The organism is Marinobacter sp. NSM (genome assembly GCF_052380025.1).
Taxonomy (GTDB): Bacteria; Pseudomonadota; Gammaproteobacteria; order Pseudomonadales; family Oleiphilaceae; genus Marinobacter.
Genome location: NZ_JBQTCK010000002.1, coordinates 767,321 through 787,668, shown reverse-complemented (window position 1 = coordinate 787,668; position 20,348 = coordinate 767,321). Strand labels below are relative to the sequence as shown.

The 20,348-nt window shown below is 61.5% G+C and carries 14 protein-coding genes and 1 pseudogene; all 15 read right to left on the bottom strand.

Annotated features, from left to right (window positions below):
* Nucleotides 1-217: pseudogene (locus ACTZWX_RS07680) on the bottom strand (type VI secretion system tip protein VgrG); the annotation flags it as partial.
* A 102-nt stretch (nt 218-319) separates the two neighbouring features.
* Nucleotides 320-3,913, bottom strand: a complete 3,594-nt coding sequence (gene tssM, locus ACTZWX_RS07675) for a type VI secretion system membrane subunit TssM (protein WP_444713408.1) — start codon at nt 3,911-3,913, stop codon at nt 320-322.
* A 24-nt stretch (nt 3,914-3,937) separates the two neighbouring features.
* The gene (gene tssA, locus ACTZWX_RS07670; RefSeq protein ID WP_444713407.1) at nt 3,938-5,380 is read right to left on the bottom strand and encodes a type VI secretion system protein TssA; all 1,443 of its coding nucleotides are present in this window, start codon (nt 5,378-5,380) and stop codon (nt 3,938-3,940) included.
* 10 nt (nt 5,381-5,390) lie between these two features.
* Nucleotides 5,391-6,032 carry a type VI secretion system-associated protein VasI gene (vasI, locus tag ACTZWX_RS07665; RefSeq protein WP_444713406.1) on the bottom strand — a complete coding sequence of 214 codons (642 nt, stop codon included), beginning with the start codon at nt 6,030-6,032 and terminating at the stop codon, nt 5,391-5,393.
* The gene (locus ACTZWX_RS07660; protein ID WP_444713429.1) at nt 6,029-7,594 is read right to left on the bottom strand and encodes a sigma-54 interaction domain-containing protein; all 1,566 of its coding nucleotides are present in this window, start codon (nt 7,592-7,594) and stop codon (nt 6,029-6,031) included. Before ACTZWX_RS07660 ends, vasI begins: the two co-directional genes overlap by 4 nt.
* Nucleotides 7,595-7,852: 258 nt before the next feature.
* Nucleotides 7,853-10,540: a type VI secretion system ATPase TssH gene (gene tssH, locus ACTZWX_RS07655; RefSeq protein ID WP_444713405.1), complete on the bottom strand. Its 2,688-nt coding sequence runs from the start codon at nt 10,538-10,540 to the stop codon at nt 7,853-7,855.
* Complete coding sequence (icmH, locus tag ACTZWX_RS07650) at nt 10,506-11,327, bottom strand: type IVB secretion system protein IcmH/DotU (RefSeq protein ID WP_444713404.1); 822 nt, start codon at nt 11,325-11,327, stop codon at nt 10,506-10,508. Before icmH ends, tssH begins: the two co-directional genes overlap by 35 nt.
* Nucleotides 11,328-11,330: 3 nt before the next feature.
* A complete protein-coding gene (tssK, locus tag ACTZWX_RS07645; RefSeq protein ID WP_444713403.1) occupies nt 11,331-12,665 on the bottom strand; it encodes a type VI secretion system baseplate subunit TssK in 1,335 nt (444 codons plus the stop codon).
* Nucleotides 12,665-13,198 carry a type VI secretion system lipoprotein TssJ gene (gene tssJ, locus ACTZWX_RS07640; protein ID WP_072676015.1) on the bottom strand — a complete coding sequence of 178 codons (534 nt, stop codon included), beginning with the start codon at nt 13,196-13,198 and terminating at the stop codon, nt 12,665-12,667. The genes tssK and tssJ overlap by 1 nt, the downstream gene beginning before the upstream one ends.
* On the bottom strand, nt 13,195-14,526 hold the full coding sequence (gene tagH, locus ACTZWX_RS07635; protein WP_444713402.1) for a type VI secretion system-associated FHA domain protein TagH: 1,332 nt from the start codon (nt 14,524-14,526) through the stop codon (nt 13,195-13,197). Before tagH ends, tssJ begins: the two co-directional genes overlap by 4 nt.
* A 17-nt stretch (nt 14,527-14,543) precedes the next feature.
* Nucleotides 14,544-15,560, bottom strand: coding sequence for a type VI secretion system baseplate subunit TssG (gene tssG, locus ACTZWX_RS07630; protein WP_444713401.1), 1,017 nt, complete (start codon nt 15,558-15,560; stop codon nt 14,544-14,546).
* Complete coding sequence (gene tssF / locus ACTZWX_RS07625) at nt 15,524-17,296, bottom strand: type VI secretion system baseplate subunit TssF (RefSeq protein WP_444713400.1); 1,773 nt, start codon at nt 17,294-17,296, stop codon at nt 15,524-15,526. The genes tssG and tssF overlap by 37 nt, the downstream gene beginning before the upstream one ends.
* Before the next feature lie 422 nt (nt 17,297-17,718).
* Nucleotides 17,719-18,156 (bottom strand): type VI secretion system baseplate subunit TssE, encoded by a 438-nt coding sequence (tssE, locus tag ACTZWX_RS07620; protein ID WP_152439379.1) that lies wholly within the window; start codon nt 18,154-18,156, stop codon nt 17,719-17,721.
* A 3-nt stretch (nt 18,157-18,159) separates the two neighbouring features.
* Nucleotides 18,160-19,641 carry a type VI secretion system contractile sheath large subunit gene (gene tssC, locus ACTZWX_RS07615; protein ID WP_444713399.1) on the bottom strand — a complete coding sequence of 494 codons (1,482 nt, stop codon included), beginning with the start codon at nt 19,639-19,641 and terminating at the stop codon, nt 18,160-18,162.
* Between the two features lie 61 nt (nt 19,642-19,702).
* Nucleotides 19,703-20,200 carry a type VI secretion system contractile sheath small subunit gene (tssB, locus tag ACTZWX_RS07610; RefSeq protein WP_058090748.1) on the bottom strand — a complete coding sequence of 166 codons (498 nt, stop codon included), beginning with the start codon at nt 20,198-20,200 and terminating at the stop codon, nt 19,703-19,705.
* Between the last annotated feature and the right edge of the window lie 148 nt (nt 20,201-20,348).

The following is a 20,348-nucleotide window of genomic DNA, read 5'->3' as shown; positions in this document are numbered from 1 at the left end:
AACGCCGCAGGGGTTGGCCGTCTTGCCACACCACCAGGTCCACTGGCTGTTCCAGTATATCCGCCGCTTGTACGTCCGGGTCCGTACTGGCCAGGTGCAAACGGCCCTGAAACAGCTTGGAGAGGCTTTCGGTCAGCGCGAAGCTGACAACTGCGAAGTGATCTGAGGGGAATTCGCCTACACGGGCGGTGAACTGCAATCCGCTTGCCTGGGGCATGACTTCGGTCCCTGAAGAATGAACATTTCCGTTTCAGCCGGCACCATCCAGGTGCAGGCTCCGGTCAAACCGGGCATTTAAGCCCGGGCGACGGGGAACAGTTTAATACAGGCTGCGGGGTATGCGGTACCCCGAGAGCAGCTGCTGTGTGAACGGGTTGATATTACTGGCCGCATGCAGGCGATATCGCATCTCGCCATCGTCCACGGTGAACTTCACATCCACTGCATTGCTGCTGACGCCGGCAATCTCCGCTTTATCCAGCAACCTGAACAGCGCCCAGGGGCCGCTTTCGGAGATACTTCTGGGTGAGCGGTTCACCTGAATCGGCACCAGAGTGATGCGACTTTCCACAGAGTCCCGCAGGGTGTTGGGCCACACCAGCGGTATGCTCTGGCGTGGGCCGTGGGAAAACTCCACCAGCTGGCCGTCGATATTCACCACCGCCCGGCGTTTGTTGTTCGTCAGGTTCAGGGGCTCCAGGGCGAATTCTACGTCCAGAGTGCCGCTGCGGGTGAAGAAGGCCTGGCGAATCTGCCTGGCGCGATCCAGAGACGCCACCACGTCGCGGCGCACCAGGCTGGCCCGGCGGGCATCGCCCACGTGTTCCGGGTGGTCTTCCAGGAACAGTTTCAGATTATCGTTGTAGAAGGTTTCCAGGATGCCATCCGGCGCAAAGAAGCGCTCGAAATCCTGCAGGGCAGCATCACGACCGGCGCCTGAGGTGAACGGGTAATGGCGGGCCAGGGTCTGCTGGAACGGCTGGTAAACTTCCCGGTACCACTCTCGCTCTAACTGAGCCACTGCACGGTCCAGCACCACCCGCCAGCTTTCCGTGGCCAGCCGGTTGAGCACGCGGTTCAGCGGCTCAGGCTGGTGGTTGGCCATGCGCTGCAGGGTGAAGATGGGGTCGGCACCCTGCAGGCCCATGCGGGCACGGGCGGCGCCGAGCGAGGCTTTGCCGGCATCCGGGGATTCCTGAATGTTGCGCAGGTATTCATGAAGTTCACCCACCACCTGCATGATTTCATCCAGGCCAGAGGGCTGATCACCCTGTTTGCGGGTCAGCCGGTTCAGGTCGGCGAACTGGCGCTCGATGTCCTGCAGCATACGGAAATGCGGCGACTGCTCCAGCAGTTTGCGGGCTGCTTCAGCTTCACCGTCACCCACCGGAATCAGGCGGGTATTACTCTGGACCTGGCCAAGGAACCGGGCCAGGGGTTCGTGGCCGCTGGTCAGGCTTTCCAGAATGCGTACACCGTGGTTCAGGTCTTCAAACCGGTGGACATCCAACCGGCTGATTGCCGTGCGCCACGCTTCGGCATAGTTCTCGGCGTACAGCGTTTGCAGGCTGGCCAGCAACTCCGCTTCGTCTGCCTTGCTGAAATCCACATCATTGCGCCGGCCCAGCACCCAGGCATCCACCAACGCCAGTTCGGTTACCGAACCGGATTTGAGCAGGAACCACTTCTCCAGGCCTTCGCGGGTCAGCAAGGCTGGGATGGACAGCGGATCGTCTGCGGACGGTAATTCATCACCCAGCGGTTCGCCGTAGGCGTCCATGCGGGTGAACACGGTGGCGAAGGCCGGCCCGGAACTGCGCGCCAGCTCCAGCGGTGCCTGGAATTCCCGGTTGGCTTCCCCCTCCAGATCGCGGTAGACACGATCTGGCGTGCTGATCCGGCCCAGCTCGTGCTGCGCCCACTGCACGCTGCTGCGGAACGGTGCCAGTGCCATGGTGGCGGTTTGGTCGCCCTCGGCCGCCATGCCGGCCAGGTTGGTATGGGCCATGGCGTATTGCAGGTGGCCATAGAGTCGTTTCTGCACCTCCCGCTGGCCGGGGAAACGGTTCTGCCAGTAGCTGCGCATATAAGCGGCGACAAGGTCACTGCGCCGGCCGCTGGCGTCGTACAGCATACGCAGCACCCGCAGGTGTTCCAGGCGTTCGGTGCTGTTGTCCGGTGCCCGGCCCATTTCTTCCATCACGCCAAACATCAAGGTTGGCAGGTACTGATACGCCAGCATATCGAGGTAGGCGGCATCCACTTCCGGCCCCACTTTGTGGCCCTGATAAAGGCCCATATCGGCCACCAGGCTCCACTCGTTACGGTAGTCACCAAAGGCCATGGTGGCCTCGCGCAATTCATCCAGTGGTTGCAGCAGGTTACGGCCGGTGCTGTCAGGCTCATAGCCCACCGGCTGCCAGTTGTTGATAAAGGCGTTTACCCGGTTTTCCACCTGGGCTGCGGCATCTGCGTTCTTGATGAAATAGTGCTGCCAGCCGGCAGTCATGCCGGCACCGGCACACACTGCCACGGCGGCGGCCACGGCCACTTTGCGACGGCGTTTGCTGACCACCTTGCGGTTATCGCCGGCCAGGCCCGCCTCTGGATAAATCACCTCCGCGAACAGCCCTTTGGTAAACAGGCTGACCGACTGACCACCTCGCTGGGCCGGTTGGATGGGGCTGGTCATCCGGTAATTGTGGGCAGCGGCAGAGACAAAGGCATCTTCCGGCACACCTTCCTGCAGCACCGAGGTGAAATAGGTCCCACGGACCAGGGCAGGCGTGGAGAAGGCATCGGCCGACAGCAGGTCGGTCAGGAATTGCTCCATGGTGGTTTTCAGGCCCGCCAGCTGACGGGTGAATGAATAGGCCGCGGCCCGCTCTTCGTTATCGCGGGTGTCCGCGAGCACATCAGGCAGGCGCTGGCTCAGCTCATCCACCATCTCGTTGTAGCGGTCTGCGAACTGCTCCAGCCACTGATCGTGATCCTGCTGGCCATCCAGTCGGAAGGTGAAGCCCAGCGCCTTGTCTTTCTCGGCTTTTGACAGGGTACGCACGAACGGTGCGAAGCCGTACATCAGGTCCATTTTGGTGAAGGTGACATACACCGGCAGACGCGAACCCAGCTGTTCCATCAGTTCCCGCAGGCGGGTGCGCAGCAGGATGGCGTGGGCTTCCCGCTGTTGGTCACTGGCGGTGCTCAGGCGGGCCAGATCCACGGCCAGAATCACGCCGTTCAGCGGGCGCTGGGGACGGCTGCGCTCAAGCCAGCCGATAAAATGGTTCCACAGCCGGTTCTGGATTTCGCCGGTGGCGCCTTCGCCCTGGTTCTGGCTCAGCAGTTCGCCGTCCGGGTCGATCAGTACACCGTTATCGCCAATCCACCAGTCAAAACCGAAAGGATTGCGGTCGCCCCGGTTATTTCGGGTAACGTTGGTGAGGGTATAGGTTTGCCCTGCCCGCTGAATCAGGCTGGTCTTACCGGCATCCTCCAGGCCCATCACCAGGTACCAGGGCAGACGGTACAGGCCTTTGCGGCCGGGCAGATTGCTTTTCAGGGCCTGCAACTGGCGGTCCAGCAAGCGCTGCTGCCGGCGTTCCATGGGCAGAATCGGATCTTCCTGTTCCCGCTGTTCCTCGGCCTTGGCTTTGTTCACCTTGCCCAGCCGGCGCGCCAGGGCCATACCCCAGAACACCACCACCAGCAAAATCACACCAAGCGTCACCAGGGCCCGCATCTGCCAGGCCATCAATGGGTATTCTCCGCCAATTTCCAGGCGAGGGCCGAGCCACCAGGTGGCCACCAGCAAGGCGATGACCGCCAGCGCCAGGGTGACCGGTGCGGCGTTACGAAGATGAGGCAGTAGCCAACGACCAATGAGTAAGGCTTTTCTCCACATGGTTTCCATTCCTGCGTTTAATGCGTGCGGGCGTTACGCCAGTCGTTCCAGTTGTTTGATCAGGCCGGGTTCCCAGTCTTCCAGAACCAGGCCACGGACCTGCCCCTGCAGGTCCTGAATCTGTTGCGCGGCCATGGCTTTCAGGCCGGTTTCTTTCAGCAGCTTGGCACTGGCCAGGCGCCAGTACAGCCGTTCCCGGGGCTCCCGGGCATCGGCCAGGCCTTGTTCAAGCAGCTCCAGTGCCGCGGGCAGTTTGCTCTGCCTTGCCAGTTCAACCGCGCTGTCCAGCGCCTGCTCCCAGGGATTGGCGCCACTTCCGTTGCCTTTGACCGTCGCGGGTGCGGTGTGCATCCAGTCCGCGGCATCGTCACTGAGAAAGGCGGTGCCGTCATTGAAGGTCAGCTCTGCCAGTTCCGGCAGCCTTTCCACAAAGGCTTTCAGGGCTTCCCGGATGGCTTCGGCGCAATCGCTATGGCCCAACGCCAGCGCCGCCCGGGCACTGAGCCAGTGGCCATCCAGCCAGAACGGGCTGACCGACAGGCTCTGTTCGATGCGCTGCCAGAGTTCGTTATCCGGGGTTTTATCCAGACTTTCCTTGTACTCTGCCACCCGGTCTGCACTCACAGCAGCCAGGTCTGTTCGCTTGCCATCCCGGGTGGGCGGCAGGCTGGTGATGCTTTGCCAGATGGCGTGGCGGCGCATCTGGTAACCCAAGGGGTTTTCCGGCTCAGCGCCGGTGAGCAGCTCAGCCACTTTCAACAGGCTCTGGCGGGTTGCCCGCTCATTACTCGGGTCCAGGGTCAGGTTGCCCAGTGAGGCGCTTGCGGGAGTCGTTGTCGCCGGCCTGTTCGGTGCCGCCGCTGCCGGCTGGCTCGGGGCGGCTTGCGACTCCCCGGCACTGGCCTGGCTGCCCGGCTGGTCTGGCCTAGGCAGTTTCTCTGCCGCCCGCTTCAGATCAAACAAGGCGTCACCCGGCAGGTATTTGGCTTTGGCCTGGTCATCCAGCTTGTCGATCAGGTCCAGGCAGTACTGGCGGCCATCACCCACGCTGGCATCAAAACTCAGGCTCTCCACACCTTTGAGCGCGCGTTGCAGCATCTGGGTAAACAGCATCTTTCGGGCACGCTGGCCCTTGGCGCCGGGGTAGGGCCAGGCGTGCTCCCACCAGCCATCCAACACCCGATGCAGCAGGTACAGTGACAAGGCAAAGCGTTCGCCGTCACCGCTGCGCTGCAGGCTGAGCATCAGAAAACCCAGCACCTTGATGTCTTTGCTGCGGTCTGCCAGCAGCTTGAGGGCCTCGCTCTCAACCTTGTTCCAATCGATGTCGTTGTGGGCCAGAGAACCCACTTTCATCACTTCGTCTTCCAGGAACTCCAGGACCGGGTCCTCGGCCAGGCTGTCGCCGGTACAGCTTTCCCCCGGAATCGCACCGAGTACCTGTTCAACGTATGGGTGTTGTTCAATAACCTGCATCGTTGCCCCCTTACCAGCCACAGGCCTGACGCAGTGGCCGGATCGCTTCTGCATAACCGGAAAGATCAAACAGCAAACCATCCAGCTCCCGGGCTTCGGCGTGAATGCGGGCGTCCGGCTGCCCGACGATTTGCTGCACGATGCGGATTGCCGGCAAGCCCCGGCCGGCACTGACCACCAGGCCTTCATCCCGTACCCGCCAGTAGGCTCGCTCAGTGCCCAGTGCCACCTCCACCCGCTCCCGGTTGATGGGTTCCGGCAGCATGACGGTCAGTTCGGTGATGTTGTTGTGGCACTGCAGCGCCAGCACCGGGCGCGGCGGCTGAACCCCCATGGCAGACACGGTGACCAGATGGCCCGCCGCGGCGCCGGTATCCCGATAGGTCACCCCGGACGCATCCTCACCACTGGCCTGGGCAAAGGCTCGGCGCCAGCGTTCGGACTGGTTGACCTCCGGCACCCGCCGACCCTGCCCGTAACGGGCCAGTGGGGTAGCGAATACTTCATCAAAGCAGGCCAGCCGTTCCAGCCGGTTGGCTTCTGCCGTGCAGGCCTCGGCTTCCGCCAGGCGGGTGTCGGCGAGCGTGACGGTGCTGGCCAGCAGCATGGCCAGGCCAAACAGCCCGGGTTGGATTCGGTCTTTCAGGGTCATACGTCAGTTACCTGATACTTCAGACATTTATGGGCCAGGGTACGTTTGGGCAGACCCAGGCTTTCAGCAGCCTGGGCACGGTTGCCGCCGTACTGGCGCAGTCGTTCACGAATAATGGCGGCCTCGAAGGCCTGGGCGGCGGCTTTCAGGTCGCGGATGTCATCCGCCACCGGCACCCCCAACATGGTTTTCGGTTCAACACTGGCATCCATGGCGGGGCCCGCATCAGCAAACAGGTCATCCAGGCGTAACACTTCCGGCTGGATGTCATCGCCGGCGGGAGTTTGCAGGCAGGCCAGCTCGACGATGTTGCGCAGTTCGCGCACGTTGCCGGGGAAGTTGTACCCGGCCAGGGTGTGCAGCGCATGACTGCTGATGCCCAATGGGCCACTGCCTTCGCGTTCGGTGTACAGGCGAATGAAGTGCCGGCTCAGGGCTTCCAGATCTTCCGTGCGTTCGCGCAGCGGAATAACCCGCAATGGAAACTGGCTAAGGCGGTAGAACAGGTCACGGCGAAAGCGGCCGTCTTCGATGCCTTCCTGCAGGGGTTGGTGGGTGGCCGCCACCAGCCGGAAGTCGGAGTGCTGTTCATCCCGGGCGCCCAAGGGGCGGAACTGGCGGCTTTCCAGAACCCGCAGCAGCTTGGATTGCAGGGCCATGGGCATGTCGCCGATTTCATCCAGGAACAGGGTGCCGCCATTGGCCTGGGCCAGCAGGCCTTCTTTGGCCTGGTCGGCGCCGGAGAAGGCACCTTTGGTATGGCCGAACAGTTCGCTTTCCAGCAGGGTGTCCGGAATGGCAGCACAGTTGACCACCACCATAGGACCATTTGCCCGGTCGGACATGTCGTGGATGCCCCGGGCCACCACGTCTTTGCCGCAGCCGGTTTCACCCTGGACAAGCACAGACAGCTGGCTGCCGGCGGCACGCACCAGCTGGGCCCGGAGGTTTGCCATGGCTTCGGAGTTGCCGACCAGGGTATGGGCCAGTTGTTCACAGCGCTGGCGCAGGGTTTCGGCATCGTGCAGGTGGTCCAGGGAGCGTTTGAGCAGGCGCCGTTGCCAGACCTGGTCGCGGGTTTGCAGTTGGCTGATCCACTGATGCACCAACAGTTGTTTGATGCCGGCATACAAGGGCTGGCCGACGATGCCTTGCCAGTCGGGGTGGTCGCCGCAGAGAACGAGGATGCCCAGGGTGCGGCCGTCTTCACCGGCGAGGGGTTCAAGCCAGAGGCTGCTTGGGCGATCGCTGGCATCGAACAGGGTCTGGAAGCCGGGGTGATCCAGGCGGTAGCTGGCCGCGCGGGTTAGCTCTCTGGGCTGGCCGGTTTGCAGCACGTGGGCGAAGGGGTGGCTGAAGTCGCTGCAGTCGAATTCGATGGTGTCGCCCAGTTGGCCACAGTGGAGGGTTCGGCCGCTGAGGTCGAGTTCGAGGGCCCAGCATTTGGTGAGGCCGAAGGCTTTTTGGAGCTGGCTGGTGGCGGTGTTCAGCAACGCAGGCAGGGTGTCCTGTTTGATGAGTGCCACCGCCAGGTCTATGCCGGTGTGCAGTTCCTTCTGCATTCTTCCCATGCTTTCCATCCCAAAATAATCACTATGGAGATTGTCGCCCGCGCATCCTGCGGGATGGCTTTCCAAAACACGCTGTGAATCCCCCTTCGGGGTCCAGCCAGCAATCACAGATTGCTGTCGTTCATCTATCGCATGAAGCTTCGCTTCATAATCGCTCTGATTCACCCCTGTACGCTCCGCTCCGCCATCCATGGCTCCGCAGGGTTTTGGAAAGCCACCCCGCAGGCTACGCTCCGTTCGAGTTAGATGTCAGTCAACTATGCCTGTGAACTTGTTGTCGCTCACACCCAAGGTGACCTTGGCCACCGGCTCCCTTGCCGCCAGTTTTTCCAGCAGCGCCAGGGACACCGGTGGCAACAGCTCGCCTTCGATGATCGACTCCAGCATCCTTGCGCCGTTTTCACTTCTGGTGGCGCGGCTGCGGATGGCTTCTACCAGGCCATCTTCCAGTTCCACGTCGGTGTGGTAACGGGCTTTGATCTGGTCGGCCAGGCGCTGGAGTTTGTCGCCGACGATGCGGTTGAGGGTGTCTTCTCCCAGCGGCAGGTAGGGCACCACTTCCATTCGCGCCAGCAACGCGGGTTTGAAGAAGTTGGCCAGTTCCGGGTACAGGGCTTCTTCGATCTTTTCCGGTGCTTCGGCGTGGTTGACGATGGTCTGGTAGCCGAGGTTGGAGGTGAGGAAGAAGACGACGTTTTTGCAGTCGATCAACCGACCTTCACCGTCCGCCAGTTCGCCTTTGTCGAAGGCCTGGTAGAACAGGTTGAGGACTTCCGGGTGGGCTTTTTCGACTTCGTCGAGCAGCACAACCGAGTAGGGCTTCTGGCGGATGGCTTCGGTGAGGATGCCGCCTTCGCCGAAGCCGACGTAGCCTGGGGGTGAACCGATCAGGCGGGAGACGGTGTGCTTCTCCTGGTATTCGGACATGTTGATGGTGGTGAGGAACTGGCGGCCGCCGTAGAGCAGTTCGGCCAGTTGCACCACGGTTTCGGTTTTGCCAACGCCGCTGGGGCCTACCAGCAGGAAGGCCCCCATGGGGCGGCCCGGCTGGCGCAGGTCAGCGCGTGCGGTGAGCAGATGCTGGTGCAGGCAGTCGATGGCGGTGTCCTGGCCTTTGATGTGGGCCTGCAGGTACGCCGGCAAGTGGGTGATTTTCTCCAGCTCGTCGGTGGTCATGCGGTTGACCGGGATGCCGGTCCAGTCGGCGATGACTTCGGCCACCTGGCGGGCGTCCACGCGGGCGTGGACCAGAGGTTCATCAGCTTGCAGCTCGGCCAGTTCCTGTTCGATGGCAGCGGCTTCGCTTTTCAGGTCCGGGCGTTCTTCGTGCTCGGTCTCGGCCAACTCAACAGCAGCGTCATCGGCGGTTTCGGCTTCGGCATCACCCAGCAGCAATTGTTCGCGGATGTCGACCAGTCGGGCCACCAGGTCGCGCTGGTCGTTCCAGCTTTGTTCCAGGGCTTCGGCTTCGGCGGTCAGGTCAGCAATCTGCTGTTCCAGGGCCTGTTCACGTTCGGAATCCACGGTCTGGCCCAGGGAGTGTTCCCGGCTCAGCAGGTCCTGCTCCATGGCCAGTTGGTGCAACTCGCTGCGCACGTGGCTGAGACGGCGCGGCGGTGTGCTCAGGTTCAGACTGACCCGGGCGCAGGCGGTGTCCAGTACGTCGATGGCTTTGTCCGGCAGCTGGCGGCCGGCCAGGTATCGCGCGGACATTTCCGAGGCGGCTTTCAGGGCGCTGTCAGCGACCAGTACCTGATGGGCTTTTTCGTAGACGGTGCGCAGGCCACGAAGGATGTGGACGGCTTCGCCCGGGGTCGGCTCGTCCAGGGCGACCGGCTGGAAGCGGCGGCTCAAGGCCGGGTCTTTTTCGAAGTATTTCTTGTACTCGCGCCAGGTGGTGGCGGCGATGGTGCGCAGCTCGCCCCGGGCCAGCGCTGGCTTCAACAGGTTGGCGGCGTCGGAGCCTCCTTCGCTGTTGCCGGCACCAATCAGGGTGTGGGCTTCGTCGATGAACAGGATGATTGGCGTAACAGAACCTTTAACAGCTTCGATAACGCCCTTCAGGCGCTTCTCGAATTCGCCTTTGACCGAGGCACCGGCCTGCAAGGCACCCATGTCCAGGGTCCAGAGTTCAACGGTTTTCAGGCGGTCCGGCACGTCACCGTTGACGATCCGCAGGGCCAGGCCTTCCACCAGGGCGCTTTTGCCCACGCCGGCATCACCCACCACAATAGGGTTGTTCTTGCGGCGGCGGCAGAGGATGTCGATCATCTGGTCGATTTCGGCATCCCGGCACACCACCGGGTCCAGCTTTTCTTCCCGGGCCAGCTTGGTGAAGTCGGTGGCGTAGCGTTTGAGCGGGTCCATATCGGCTTCGACGGCAGGCTTGGTGGCGCCGTTCTCGGTCAGCTGCGGGCGCTCGACGGAACCTTCGGTGAGGCGGTCGAATTGTTTGCGCAGCTGTTCCCGGTTGATGTCCACCAGGGCCTGGGCCACCCGGGGCATCAGGTAGCGGTCAGCGTTCATCAGCAGGGCCAGGAACACGGCGCCGGAGCGCAGTTCGGTGTGGCCCAGCTCGGTGGAGGCCAGCAGCCAGGCGTCCTGCATCAGCTCTACCAACAGCGGCGAGAACGAAGGGTAAGGCTCGGCGGTTTGCGGCTCGCCGTTCAGGCTGTCGCCCACCAGTGGCTGCAGTTGCTGATGATTGATGCCGGTGTGTTCCAGAATCTGGCGCACGTCAGAGAACGGCGTTTCCAGCAGTTTGAACAGCAAATGGGCCGGGGTAATCTCGGCGCCCTGGCGGCTGATGCACTGGGCGGCGGAGGATTCCAGGGCCTGGCGTGAGATGTCGTTAAGGCGCCCGATCAGCGCCGGCAGTTCTACCCGAATCACAGTAATGTCCTTATTTCGGTAGTTGGTCCAGTACGCTGAGCACATCCCTGATGCGTTCGTTCAGCGCGACGTTGTACAAGTGGTAAATGCCCGCCATGGCGGCAATAAACAGGCCGCCAATACCCCACAGGGGCAGGCCACTGCGCAGTCGGTTGTGGGCTGGAGCTACGTTCTCCGTGGCGTCGGCCAGAGGCTGCGGGTCCCGGTCGGCGCGCAGTTCACGGAGTTGCTCATAGAGGCCGCGAACAATCCGGTCGTACTCATCCCGGCCGTTCTCCATTACCTTGTAACGGCCTTCAAAACCGAGGCACAGGCACAGGTAAATGAAGCCCAGCATATCGCGGTAGCGGGTCGGCTCTTTCTCCATCCGGGCGAGGATGGCAAACACCTTTTCCCCGCCCCAGGTTTCATTGTGGAAACGGGACAGCAGGGAGTGCTGTGACCACACACTGTGGGCCCCCCAATCGGTACCCAGCACCGCTTCGTCGATAAACGAGCAGAGCACGTAGCGATAGGCCACCACCGTCGGGCGCTCATAGCCCTGCTCGATCAGCTCCCGGTCGATGGCCGCCACTTCGTCGACCACTTGCTGGTACAGGTTTTCCACGTCCCGGAAATCCGCCAGCCGGCGTACCCGGATCACCAGGCCCAGCAGTGGCGTGGCGGCGTCGATCAGGCGGTTTTCTTCCAGCCCTCGCAGCTGGAAGCCGGCGTTGTCGAATTCGGTTCGGGAGCCACTGTTGCCGGCGTCCGCAAACAGAAGATCACTGAATGCACTGTCACCCGAATCCCTGGTGTTGTCTGGCCTGTCCATTACCGGTGCATCTGCCATGGTTTAGCTCCTGATTGCCCAGAATTGCATTTCCAGCCCGGGGAAGCTGCCGGCCACGTGGAAGGCAAAGCCACTGGCGTTGTCGAGCATTTGCCAGGCCTGGCTCTGGTCGTCCAGCCGGAAGTAGACAAAGCCGGCGTGGTACGGCAGCTGGCGCGGCGCCACCGGCAGGGCCGACAACGGAATACCTGGCAACTGCAGGCTGATGAGGTCGCGAATCTTCTCCACCGACGCCACTTTGCACTGCTGGGTGAACTGCTTGCGCAGGTCGTCCAGCGGCATGTCGGCCTTCACCGCCAGGATGAATTCGGCATCCTTGATGATCTGTACATCCTGCACCGGTGCCACCGTCAGGCCGTACTGGCGCTGCTGCAGCGTGATCGACAGGGCTCTCGGTTCCAGCACGGTACTCAGGGCCTGACGCAGCACCTGCATCAGCGGGCTGAAGCAGGCTTCCGGCAGGTCGTGGTCATAGGGGGTGAATTCCTTGGGCAGCCGGCTTTCGTCGGTAAAGGTCACCAGCTCACCACACAGTTCCAGCAGGGCTTCGTACAGGCGCTCCGGATGCAGCTGGCGCAGCCGGGCCAAGTGCATGAATTTCGGGTGCGCCCGGTTCAGCATCTGCAGCAGCATGAAGTCAGACACATCCGCCACACCGCCCTGCCCTGGCGCACCTACGCGCTCGGCGATGTTGCGGGCCCGCTCCTGCATCAGGCCAGCCATTTCGCCGACGAACCGCTGCAAGCGCGGGGCTGAACGGACGCTGAGCATGGTGGGCAGGAAGTTGGGGTCCATCACCAGGCTGCCATCCGGGCGTTTTTCCAGAATCCGGCCGATGGCCACCGAGGCATAGGCACTGCGATCGTCCCGCTCCAGCATCAGGCGCGGCGCAACCCGGCCCACGTCAATGCTGTGGGCGTCGCCATCAATGGAATGCAGATCCCGGATTTCCACGGTCTGGGCACGAAAACGCCCGGCCACCGGGGCATCCGGCCACTCCACTTCCGCCAGGGTATCGCTGCCCAGCGGCAGCGCCAGATACACCACCTGATTGGCCACCGACGCATCGGTGATTTCCAGGGGCTCCGGCATCACATCGTCCTGGGGCAGGTTGAACCGGGTACCATCCGGAAACAACCCGGAAGCCCGCACCAGGCCAACCCGGCCAAAGCTCAGGTACTCGCCGTTCAGCTCCAGATCACTGAAGCCATACAGGTAGTCCGAGACCGCCAGCGCCCGCTCGTTGATCTGGTGTTCCAGATATCGTTGCTGCTGCTGGAAGTGCTGGGGCTTGATAAACAGCCCATCACTCCAGACGACTCGATTGGTAGCTGCCATCAGGTATCTTCCGAACGTCTGAGTTGTACTTCCCGCTCACGCAGGTTGACCAGCAGGTGGTAGGTGTCGCCGATCGGATCCACCCGGATGACCTTTTTCCACTGGGACAGGTTCGGGTACGCATAGAAGGCGATAACGCCAATAAACCGGGTGTCCTTGCTGATCTCGAACGGCGCTACGTACTTGAACTGGCCCGGCACCAGGGTGTAATCGCTGTGGTCCACGTAGTTGCGGCCCAGGGATTTTTCCAGGTCGTTCAACAGTTGATCAAAGTCGCCGGCCATCAGCAGGGAGCTGTCCCGCAGCTCGATGATCTGATAGGCAATCGGCGTGGGCGCCAGGGATTCGTTGGGGTTCACATCCGGCTCGGCCAGCATGGTCAGCGCCACTTTGCTGGGCAGCTCTTCCGGATAGCCCACGGGAATATCGGGGTCCCACAACACCTTGGCGGTTTTGGTCACCGCGTTGTACGGGGTGCTGCACCCCACCATCAGCATGACAATAGCCAGCAAGCTCCATTTGCAGTACTTCATGAAAGGCTCTCCCTCTGTAATTGGCGCAAGTGTTGGTCGTAGGCCTGGTCGAACACCTCCTGAAAGAGGCGTTCAAATCCCTGCTGACGACTGGATCTGAGTTCCTGGTAATAGTGTTGGTACATGTTCCAGGCCCAACGGCCTTCGTCTTCGTTGTCTTGCAGGCCACGGCGGTAGCCGTGGAACCGGCGTAACAGGGCCTCCGGTGAGAAGGCATAAAGAATTGCTTCCAAAGCTTCCCGAATGGCTTCGCGAGTGGCCTGCTGGTGATGGTTCAGGCTCTCCAGGCTCTCCCGAACCGCAGCAGGAGCAGACAGATGCACCGGGCTGCGCTCGGCGGCAAACAGGGTCTGCATGGTGCCGGTGTAGTCGTCACCCAAGCGCAACGGGTTGTCTTCAATCGGCTGCAGACGGGTGCGCAGGGCACGGTGCCGTGAATCTTCACCCTGATGCAAGGCCAGCAGGCCTTCGACCGTGGCTTTCAGGGTCTGTCCGGCTTCCTCCAGGAACAGACGCATTTCATCGCTGTCGGCAAAATCGATGTCGGCTTCCATACCACGCATCAGGGGGGCACCGCTGATGTGTTGCCGGCTGGTGTCTTTGGCTTCCCGGCTGTGTTCCCTGAACTCTGACATTCCCTGTCGCTCCTGTGTGTCGTGCCCGTGCTTGCGGGCGTTACGGTTCATTGGCAGGCCCATGGCCACATCCCGGTTTTCCCGGTATTCATCGCTGACCTCGGCCGAGCGGGCAAACCAGGACTGGTCACTGGCCAACAGCTCGGCGGCTTCTTCCGCAGGCTGACGGGCCGTTTCCTGCCAGGGCGCCAGCGGGTCGTCGCTCATCGCTTCTCCCGCCGGAGTATGCAGTCCCTCGAGAGGCTCCCGGCCATCCGGCATCCTCTGTCCGGTTTCTGCCCGCAACAGTGACTCTTCCTCCACATCCACCAGCTGCCGGTCCTGCCCGGAGCCTTCTTCCAGCTCTGAGCGGTCAACCGCGTCAGCGTTCAGCTCTGCCCGCATCCGGTAACGGCCGATGATGAGGGTGTCACCATGATTCAGCCGCGCCCTGCGGCCCCGGCCCACAGGCTGGCTGCTGCTGTTGATGTAGGTGCGGCCACTGCGGTCAATCAGGCAGAAGCCACCATCCAAGAAGCGAACCTCGGCATGGCCGGCTACGGCGCCGGTGCGATGGGGCGACAACCGCCAGGTGTCGTTGGCCGCCGTGCCAATCGACCCGCCACCGGTACCAAAACTGTGTTCAATGCTGGCACCACCGCCGGTTTCGGTCGGGTTGATGATCACCAGGGTTAATGCTGTCCGGTTTGACACCTGTCTGGCTCCTTGCCTTATCGTCGTATCTGGATGCGCACCGCCGGCCGCTCACGGGCCCGGTCCGGTGTCACAAAGGAATTCCAGCCCAGGCGCACATCCTCACCCAGCTGCATGGGCCGGATATCCTTGGGCCGCATTTGCAGCTCCAGGTCGTAGGCCAGTTGCTCCCGGGTGGTGAATTCCACCAGCTTCACCAGTCGCTCATGGTCCCGGCCGTTGGGCAGGAAATCCGCAAAGCGCTGCCGGCTCAGGTTGCGCAGGCGCAGGATGAACTTGCCGCTGCGGTCCCGGATGCTGGAGCCAACCGAGGTGTCCTGGCCCAGGCTGGCATTGGCCTGGCCCAACCGCGTTTGCTGGTCTTGCCCGATGGCCACCTTGCGCAACACCCACTGCTCGATGCTGACTTCTTCCAGGTCGAAACAGTGTGCGACAATGCCACTGACCACTTCCGGCGACCGGCTGCGGCCCGCCATCTGGCCGGCGTAGGCCAACATCTTGGACCAGTTGACCGGTGTGGCTTCCCGCAGGCGGCTGTCACCCAGACCGACCAGGGAAAACACCAGCTCGGAAAAACCGTCGCTGGCGCCGGGCTGAAACCGCACGTAATACCGGTACTTGCGCCAGGCCCGGTGGAACAGAGTGACCAGTCGGTGATTGAAAAAATCCAGAAAGTGCCGGCGCACTCCCAGGTTCTGGCCCGCTTCCCAGGCCAGATCCTCCAGGTAGTAACCGGGCAGCGGTGACTGGGAACCGTGCAGGCCCAGAAAGCTGACTTCCATCTGATAAGGCGCGTGCTCGTGTTCCGGCGACAAGGCCGAGACCACATCGCTGCCCGGAAAGCCCAGGCCGGCCGAGGCCGAAAACCGGATACGCTCCTGCCGGGGCTCGCCACTGCCGGAGCTCTCCAGATCGTCACCATGGTGCCGGTGAATCAGATCCACCAGCTGGAAAAAACTGTAACGCCGCGCGTTGCCGAGGACAGGTTCCAGCCCGGCTACATCAGCGGCTGCTGACCTTGCTGTAACGTCCATGTATACCGTTCCTGATTGTCTGTATTCACCACTTCCAGCTGGTGAAAGGCATTGATACTCGCGTATAGCGCAAAAAACTGGCTCAGTACCGTGCCGAACAGGTACAGATCCCCTTCACTGCCGAAATTCTGCTGATCCAGCTTCAGCACCGAACGAATGCCACGCACCGGCAAGCCGCGAACCATGCGGTCCACCGGCTGAGTGATGATCTCACTGATGCCCGCCAACCGTTTCTGGGACACCCGCTCGGCCTGCCGGTCAACCAGCGCACGGAAGTCGTATACCCGCAGCACCGTGCGCAGAGCATCCACATTCAGCATCGACAGGTAGTTCAGGGACAGATTGGAAATCAGCGTCCACAACAGGCTGCCGTCCAGCGTTGGCCGCAGCGTGGCCGTGGGCCGGGTAATGTTGCTGAACGAGGCAAACGCCGGGGTAGTCTCAGTGGCCATGCAGATCTCCCCCACGGCCAGTTGCTGGGGCAGCTGCCGGTTGGTGCAGGTCAGCGTCAACGACACCGCTTCCTGGCGGTTCATGCATTCGGACTCGTCGCCCCGGACAAACGAGATGTAGTGATCAAAACCATCACCGCGAACGCTTTCACGGGTCCCCACCCGGTAATACAGCGCCGTGCGGCCACGGTCCCGCTCCACCTCGTGCTGGAAACTCTCGAACGCGGTGTACAGCCGCGGTTCACCCCGGCCGGAACGCCCCTCTAGCCAGCCTTCCACTTGCTCGATGCTGAACACTTCAAAGTGCTCCGGGCAACGGCTGGACGGGGAAATACGGTACTCGGTCTGCCGGCCATTCAGGTCCACCGGCTCGCCTTCGTGGCTGAACAGGTTCACCGCCGGGGTGCAGTAGAGCTGCAGGGAGTCCCGGGTGACCCGAACATCGGGCGGCAAAATCCGGCTGAAATGGAAACGCAGGCTGATCTCATCGGCCTGCACCGCCGGCAATCGGGACTTGAGGCCCGCGATATCGATAAACCGGAACGCCTCAGGAAAGCTCAGGTATTCCTGGATGATGCGGTACCCGGCGTAGGCGTTCTTCGGATACGGCAGAATCGCTTCATCTGCCGCGAACCCCACCGGCTGCAATAGCGACGATGGCAGGTTGTAAACATTCTCACCCACCACCAGTTCCATGCGGCTGAGGTAGTGGTTCAGCCACAGATACAGGGTTTCGGCGGTGTGGTTATCACCTCCTAGATAAAACCGCAGGCTGTCCAAACCCAGGGCATTCAGCGGCTGATCCGTGTGCAGGGCCAGGTCGACGCTGACGGAAGACACTTCCCGGGAGTGCTCGGCGTGAGCATCGGCCACGCTGACCGGGAAGATATCGACCGCCCGGCAGGTACGGAACCGGCATTGGGTCTGGCGGCTGGCCTCACCCAAGGGGCGGCTTTTGATTTCAGTATGGCGCTCAACGGTTTGCCGCTCGCTGATGGCGTGCAGTTGCGGGTCAAAGCGCATGATGGTGCAGCTGGGCACCGGCCGCAGGTAATTGGGCCAGAGCATGTTCAGCAGCGAATGGGTCAGCTCTGGAAACTCGTCCTCAACCTTTTCCCGCAATTTGCCGGTCAGGAAGGCAAAGCCTTCCATCAACCGCTCCACATCCGGGTCGGTGCTTTGTTCGGACAAAAAGCGGGTAAGCTGCGGATGTGCCTCGGCAAATTCCCTGCCTTGCAACCGCAGAAAGCTCAACTCATCCCTGTAGAACCTGTTCAACTTCATTTTTTTACTGCGCCTTGTCTGTGCTTTGTCTAGCTCCGAGCCAGCGTTTGGATAGTCTTTCCAAAAGACGCTTCAAGCCTATTCATGGGACGCTTGGGCTCCGCTCCTCAATGCTAATTGCTCCTGCGTCGCATTGAGGATCCAGTGCCAGCCATCCCTGGCTGGCCCGTGAAGAGCTTTCGCTCTTCACCCATGGCTCCGCACACTGTTGGAAAGACTATCCAAACCCTGTCTCTCATCCCTGTATTCAAAGCCTTTACAGCCTTCACCGTCACCGGAACCACCTAAGCGAGAGTTTGCCGGAGGGGGTGGGGGACAATTTTCTGGCGGGAAAAAAGATGTCTGAGCAAAGCGAGTTGTTTTTTCCCAGAAGAAAATTGTCCCCCACCCCCTCCAGCCCCCACGGGCTAAAGCAACCAAGCCTAAACCACCCGGTAATACCGCTTGTCATCCAAAACCAGGTCAATGGTGGTCCGGTCGTCACTCCCGGCAACCTGCAAGTAAACGGTCACCTGAAACTTCAACTGCAGCGGGTCCGGGCCCGGCGGCAACGCCACCACATCCACCCGCTTGACCCGCGGCTCAAACTTCTCGATGCACTGACGAATCGCCCCGCGAATCTGGATACTCAGATCCTGGGTCCCCAGAGTGGCATCATTGAAATCCAGCAGGCCAAGGTCCGGTACGCTAGCGCTGTTGCCCGGATGAGCATTCAGCAGGCGTACCAGGTGGCGCTTGATGGATTCCACCACATGGGTCACTTCACCCATGCTCTGCCCCGCCGGGGCGGCGGCCTGTTCGAGTCGTTCAAACAGGCTGCCGGTATTGCGAACGCCGTCAGTGCCGGTGTCGCCGAACACGGATTAATCCTTGTCCAGGCGGCCAACCAGCGAGAGTTCGAAGTTAGCCCCCATGTACTTGAAGTGCGGGCGCACCGCCAGCGATACCTGGTACCAGCCCGGATCGCCTTCCACCTCAGATACTTCTACCCGGGCGGCGCGCAGTGGGCGACGGCTGCGAACTTCCGCCGGCGGGTTTTCCTGGTCGGCCACGTACTGGCGAATCCAGGTGTTCAGTTCCCGCTCCAGGTCCTGGCGTTCTTTCCAAGAGCCGATCTGCTCGCGCTGCAGCACTTTAATGTAGTGAGCCAGGCGGTTCACGATCATCATGTACGGCAACTGGGTACCCAACTTGTAGTTGGTTTCCGCTTCCTTGCCTTCTTTGGTGTTCGGGAACTGCTTGGGCTTCTGCACCGAGTTGGCGGAGAAGAAGGCGGCGTTGTCGCTACCCTTGCGCATGGTCAGGGCGATGAAGCCTTCTTCCGCCAGCTCGTATTCGCGGCGGTCGGTGATCAGCACTTCGGTGGGAATCTTGGCTTCCAGCTGGCCGAAGGACTCAAAGGTGTGCACCGGCAGGTCTTCCACTGCGCCACCGCTTTGCGGGCCGATGATGTTCGGGCACCAGCGGTACTTGGCGAAGCTCTCGGTCAGGCGGGTGGCCAGCAGGTAGGCGGTGTTGCCCCACAGGTAATGCTCGTGGTCGCCTGAAACCTCTTCCTTGTAGTTGAAGCTGCGCACCGGGTTTTCGGTGGGATCGTAGGGTACCCGCAGCAGGAAGCGCGGTGCGGTAAGGCCCAGGTAGCGGGCGTCTTCGGATTCCCGCAGGGAGCGCCACTTGGCATACTTGGGACCTTCGAAAACGGCGCTCAGTTCCTTGATCGCGGGCAGTTCCTGGTAGCTGTCGACACCAAAGAACGAGGGCGCAACCGAAGACAGGAAAGGCGCGTGGGACATGGCGCCCACGGACGACACATACTGCAGCAGCTTCATGTCTGGCGTTGATGGACTGAAGGCGTAGTTGCCGACAATGGCGCCCACCGGCTCACCACCGAACTGGCCGTATTCTGCGGCATAAATGTGCTTGTAGAAGCCGGTCTGAGTCACATCCGGCGCAAACTCGAAGTCTTCCAGCAGTTCCTGCTTGGTGGCGTGCAGGATATCGACCTTGATGTTCTCGCGGAATTCGGTGCGGTCGACCATCAGCTTCAGGCCGCGCCAGGACGATTCCAGTTCCTGCAGCTTGGGTGCATGCAGGATTTCATCCATCTGGGCGCTGATCTTGCGATCCAGCTCGACCACCATCTGGTCGACCAGGGCTTTGTTGACCGGCTGGCCTTTTTCGTCGCTTCTCAGCAAATTGGCAATAAACGTTGCCACCCCTTTGCGAGCCACATCGTAGCCTTCGTCGGCCGGCGCCATACGGCTATTGGCCATGACCTGGTCCAGCAAGGACCCTTCTGCTACGGATTCGGAGGCAGCAGATTGCTGCACAGCAGTATCAGACATACCACATCCCTTCAGTACGTGATTGATAATCGGTGTTGGTTACCGGATTCCGGTGGTGCGCTTACTCGCCGCCTTCGGTGGCCAGTTCGAGCTCGGCCAGCAGTTTTTCCCGGGCGCTGTCGTTGTCCAGCAGTTCCTGCAGCTTGGAACGGAACGAGGGCACGTTGCCCAGCGGGCCCTTGAGGGCAACCAGGGCTTCACGCAGCTCGATCAGTTTTTTCAGCTCGGGTACCTGGCGGGCAATGCTGTCCGGAGAAAAGTCGTCCAAACCCTGGAATTCCAGATTGACCGGCAGGTCATCGGCATTCTCTTCGAGCTTGTTGGAGACCGAGGTAGACAAGGTCAGACCGGCTTCCTTCATGACAGAACGGAAGTTGTTCTTGTCAACGGAAATGGCTTTGCGGTCTTCGATGGGGGTTTCTTCAGCATGGCCCTTGAAATCGCCAACCACAAACATCTTCAGCGGCAGCTCGGTTTCAGCCTGCTGGTCGCCGGTGGCGGGGACATACTTGATATTGATGCGCTCTTTCGGCGCGACGGAACCGTCTTTGGCAGACATGGCGTGCTCCCTGTGCAATTCATTTGCAGTGTTGTTCAGTCCTTGATGCCTGCCGTCCTGGCAGACAACGCGTCAAACTGTACACAGGTGACCTGGCATTCTCAAGCAAAAACTGGCCAGCAATGGCCCAAACTGTGCTATCGGGCAA

Excerpts from the sequence above, each read along its gene's own strand:
- tssM (WP_444713408.1), bottom strand. The coding sequence starts at position 3,913 with ATGGAAACCATGTGGAGAAAAGCCTTACTCATTGGTCGTTGGCTACTG.
- tssA (WP_444713407.1), bottom strand. The coding sequence starts at position 5,380 with ATGCAGGTTATTGAACAACACCCATACGTTGAACAGGTACTCGGTGCG.
- vasI (WP_444713406.1), bottom strand. The coding sequence starts at position 6,032 with ATGACCCTGAAAGACCGAATCCAACCCGGGCTGTTTGGCCTGGCCATG.
- ACTZWX_RS07660 (WP_444713429.1), bottom strand. The coding sequence starts at position 7,594 with ATGCAGAAGGAACTGCACACCGGCATAGACCTGGCGGTGGCACTCATC.
- tssH (WP_444713405.1), bottom strand. The coding sequence starts at position 10,540 with ATGTGCTCAGCGTACTGGACCAACTACCGAAATAAGGACATTACTGTG.
- icmH (WP_444713404.1), bottom strand. The coding sequence starts at position 11,327 with ATGGCAGATGCACCGGTAATGGACAGGCCAGACAACACCAGGGATTCG.
- tssK (WP_444713403.1), bottom strand. The coding sequence starts at position 12,665 with ATGGCAGCTACCAATCGAGTCGTCTGGAGTGATGGGCTGTTTATCAAG.
- tssJ (WP_072676015.1), bottom strand. The coding sequence starts at position 13,198 with ATGAAGTACTGCAAATGGAGCTTGCTGGCTATTGTCATGCTGATGGTG.
- tssG (WP_444713401.1), bottom strand. The coding sequence starts at position 15,560 with ATGGACGTTACAGCAAGGTCAGCAGCCGCTGATGTAGCCGGGCTGGAA.
- tssF (WP_444713400.1), bottom strand. The coding sequence starts at position 17,296 with ATGAAGTTGAACAGGTTCTACAGGGATGAGTTGAGCTTTCTGCGGTTG.
- tssC (WP_444713399.1), bottom strand. The coding sequence starts at position 19,641 with ATGTCTGATACTGCTGTGCAGCAATCTGCTGCCTCCGAATCCGTAGCA.
- tssB (WP_058090748.1), bottom strand. The coding sequence starts at position 20,200 with ATGTCTGCCAAAGACGGTTCCGTCGCGCCGAAAGAGCGCATCAATATC.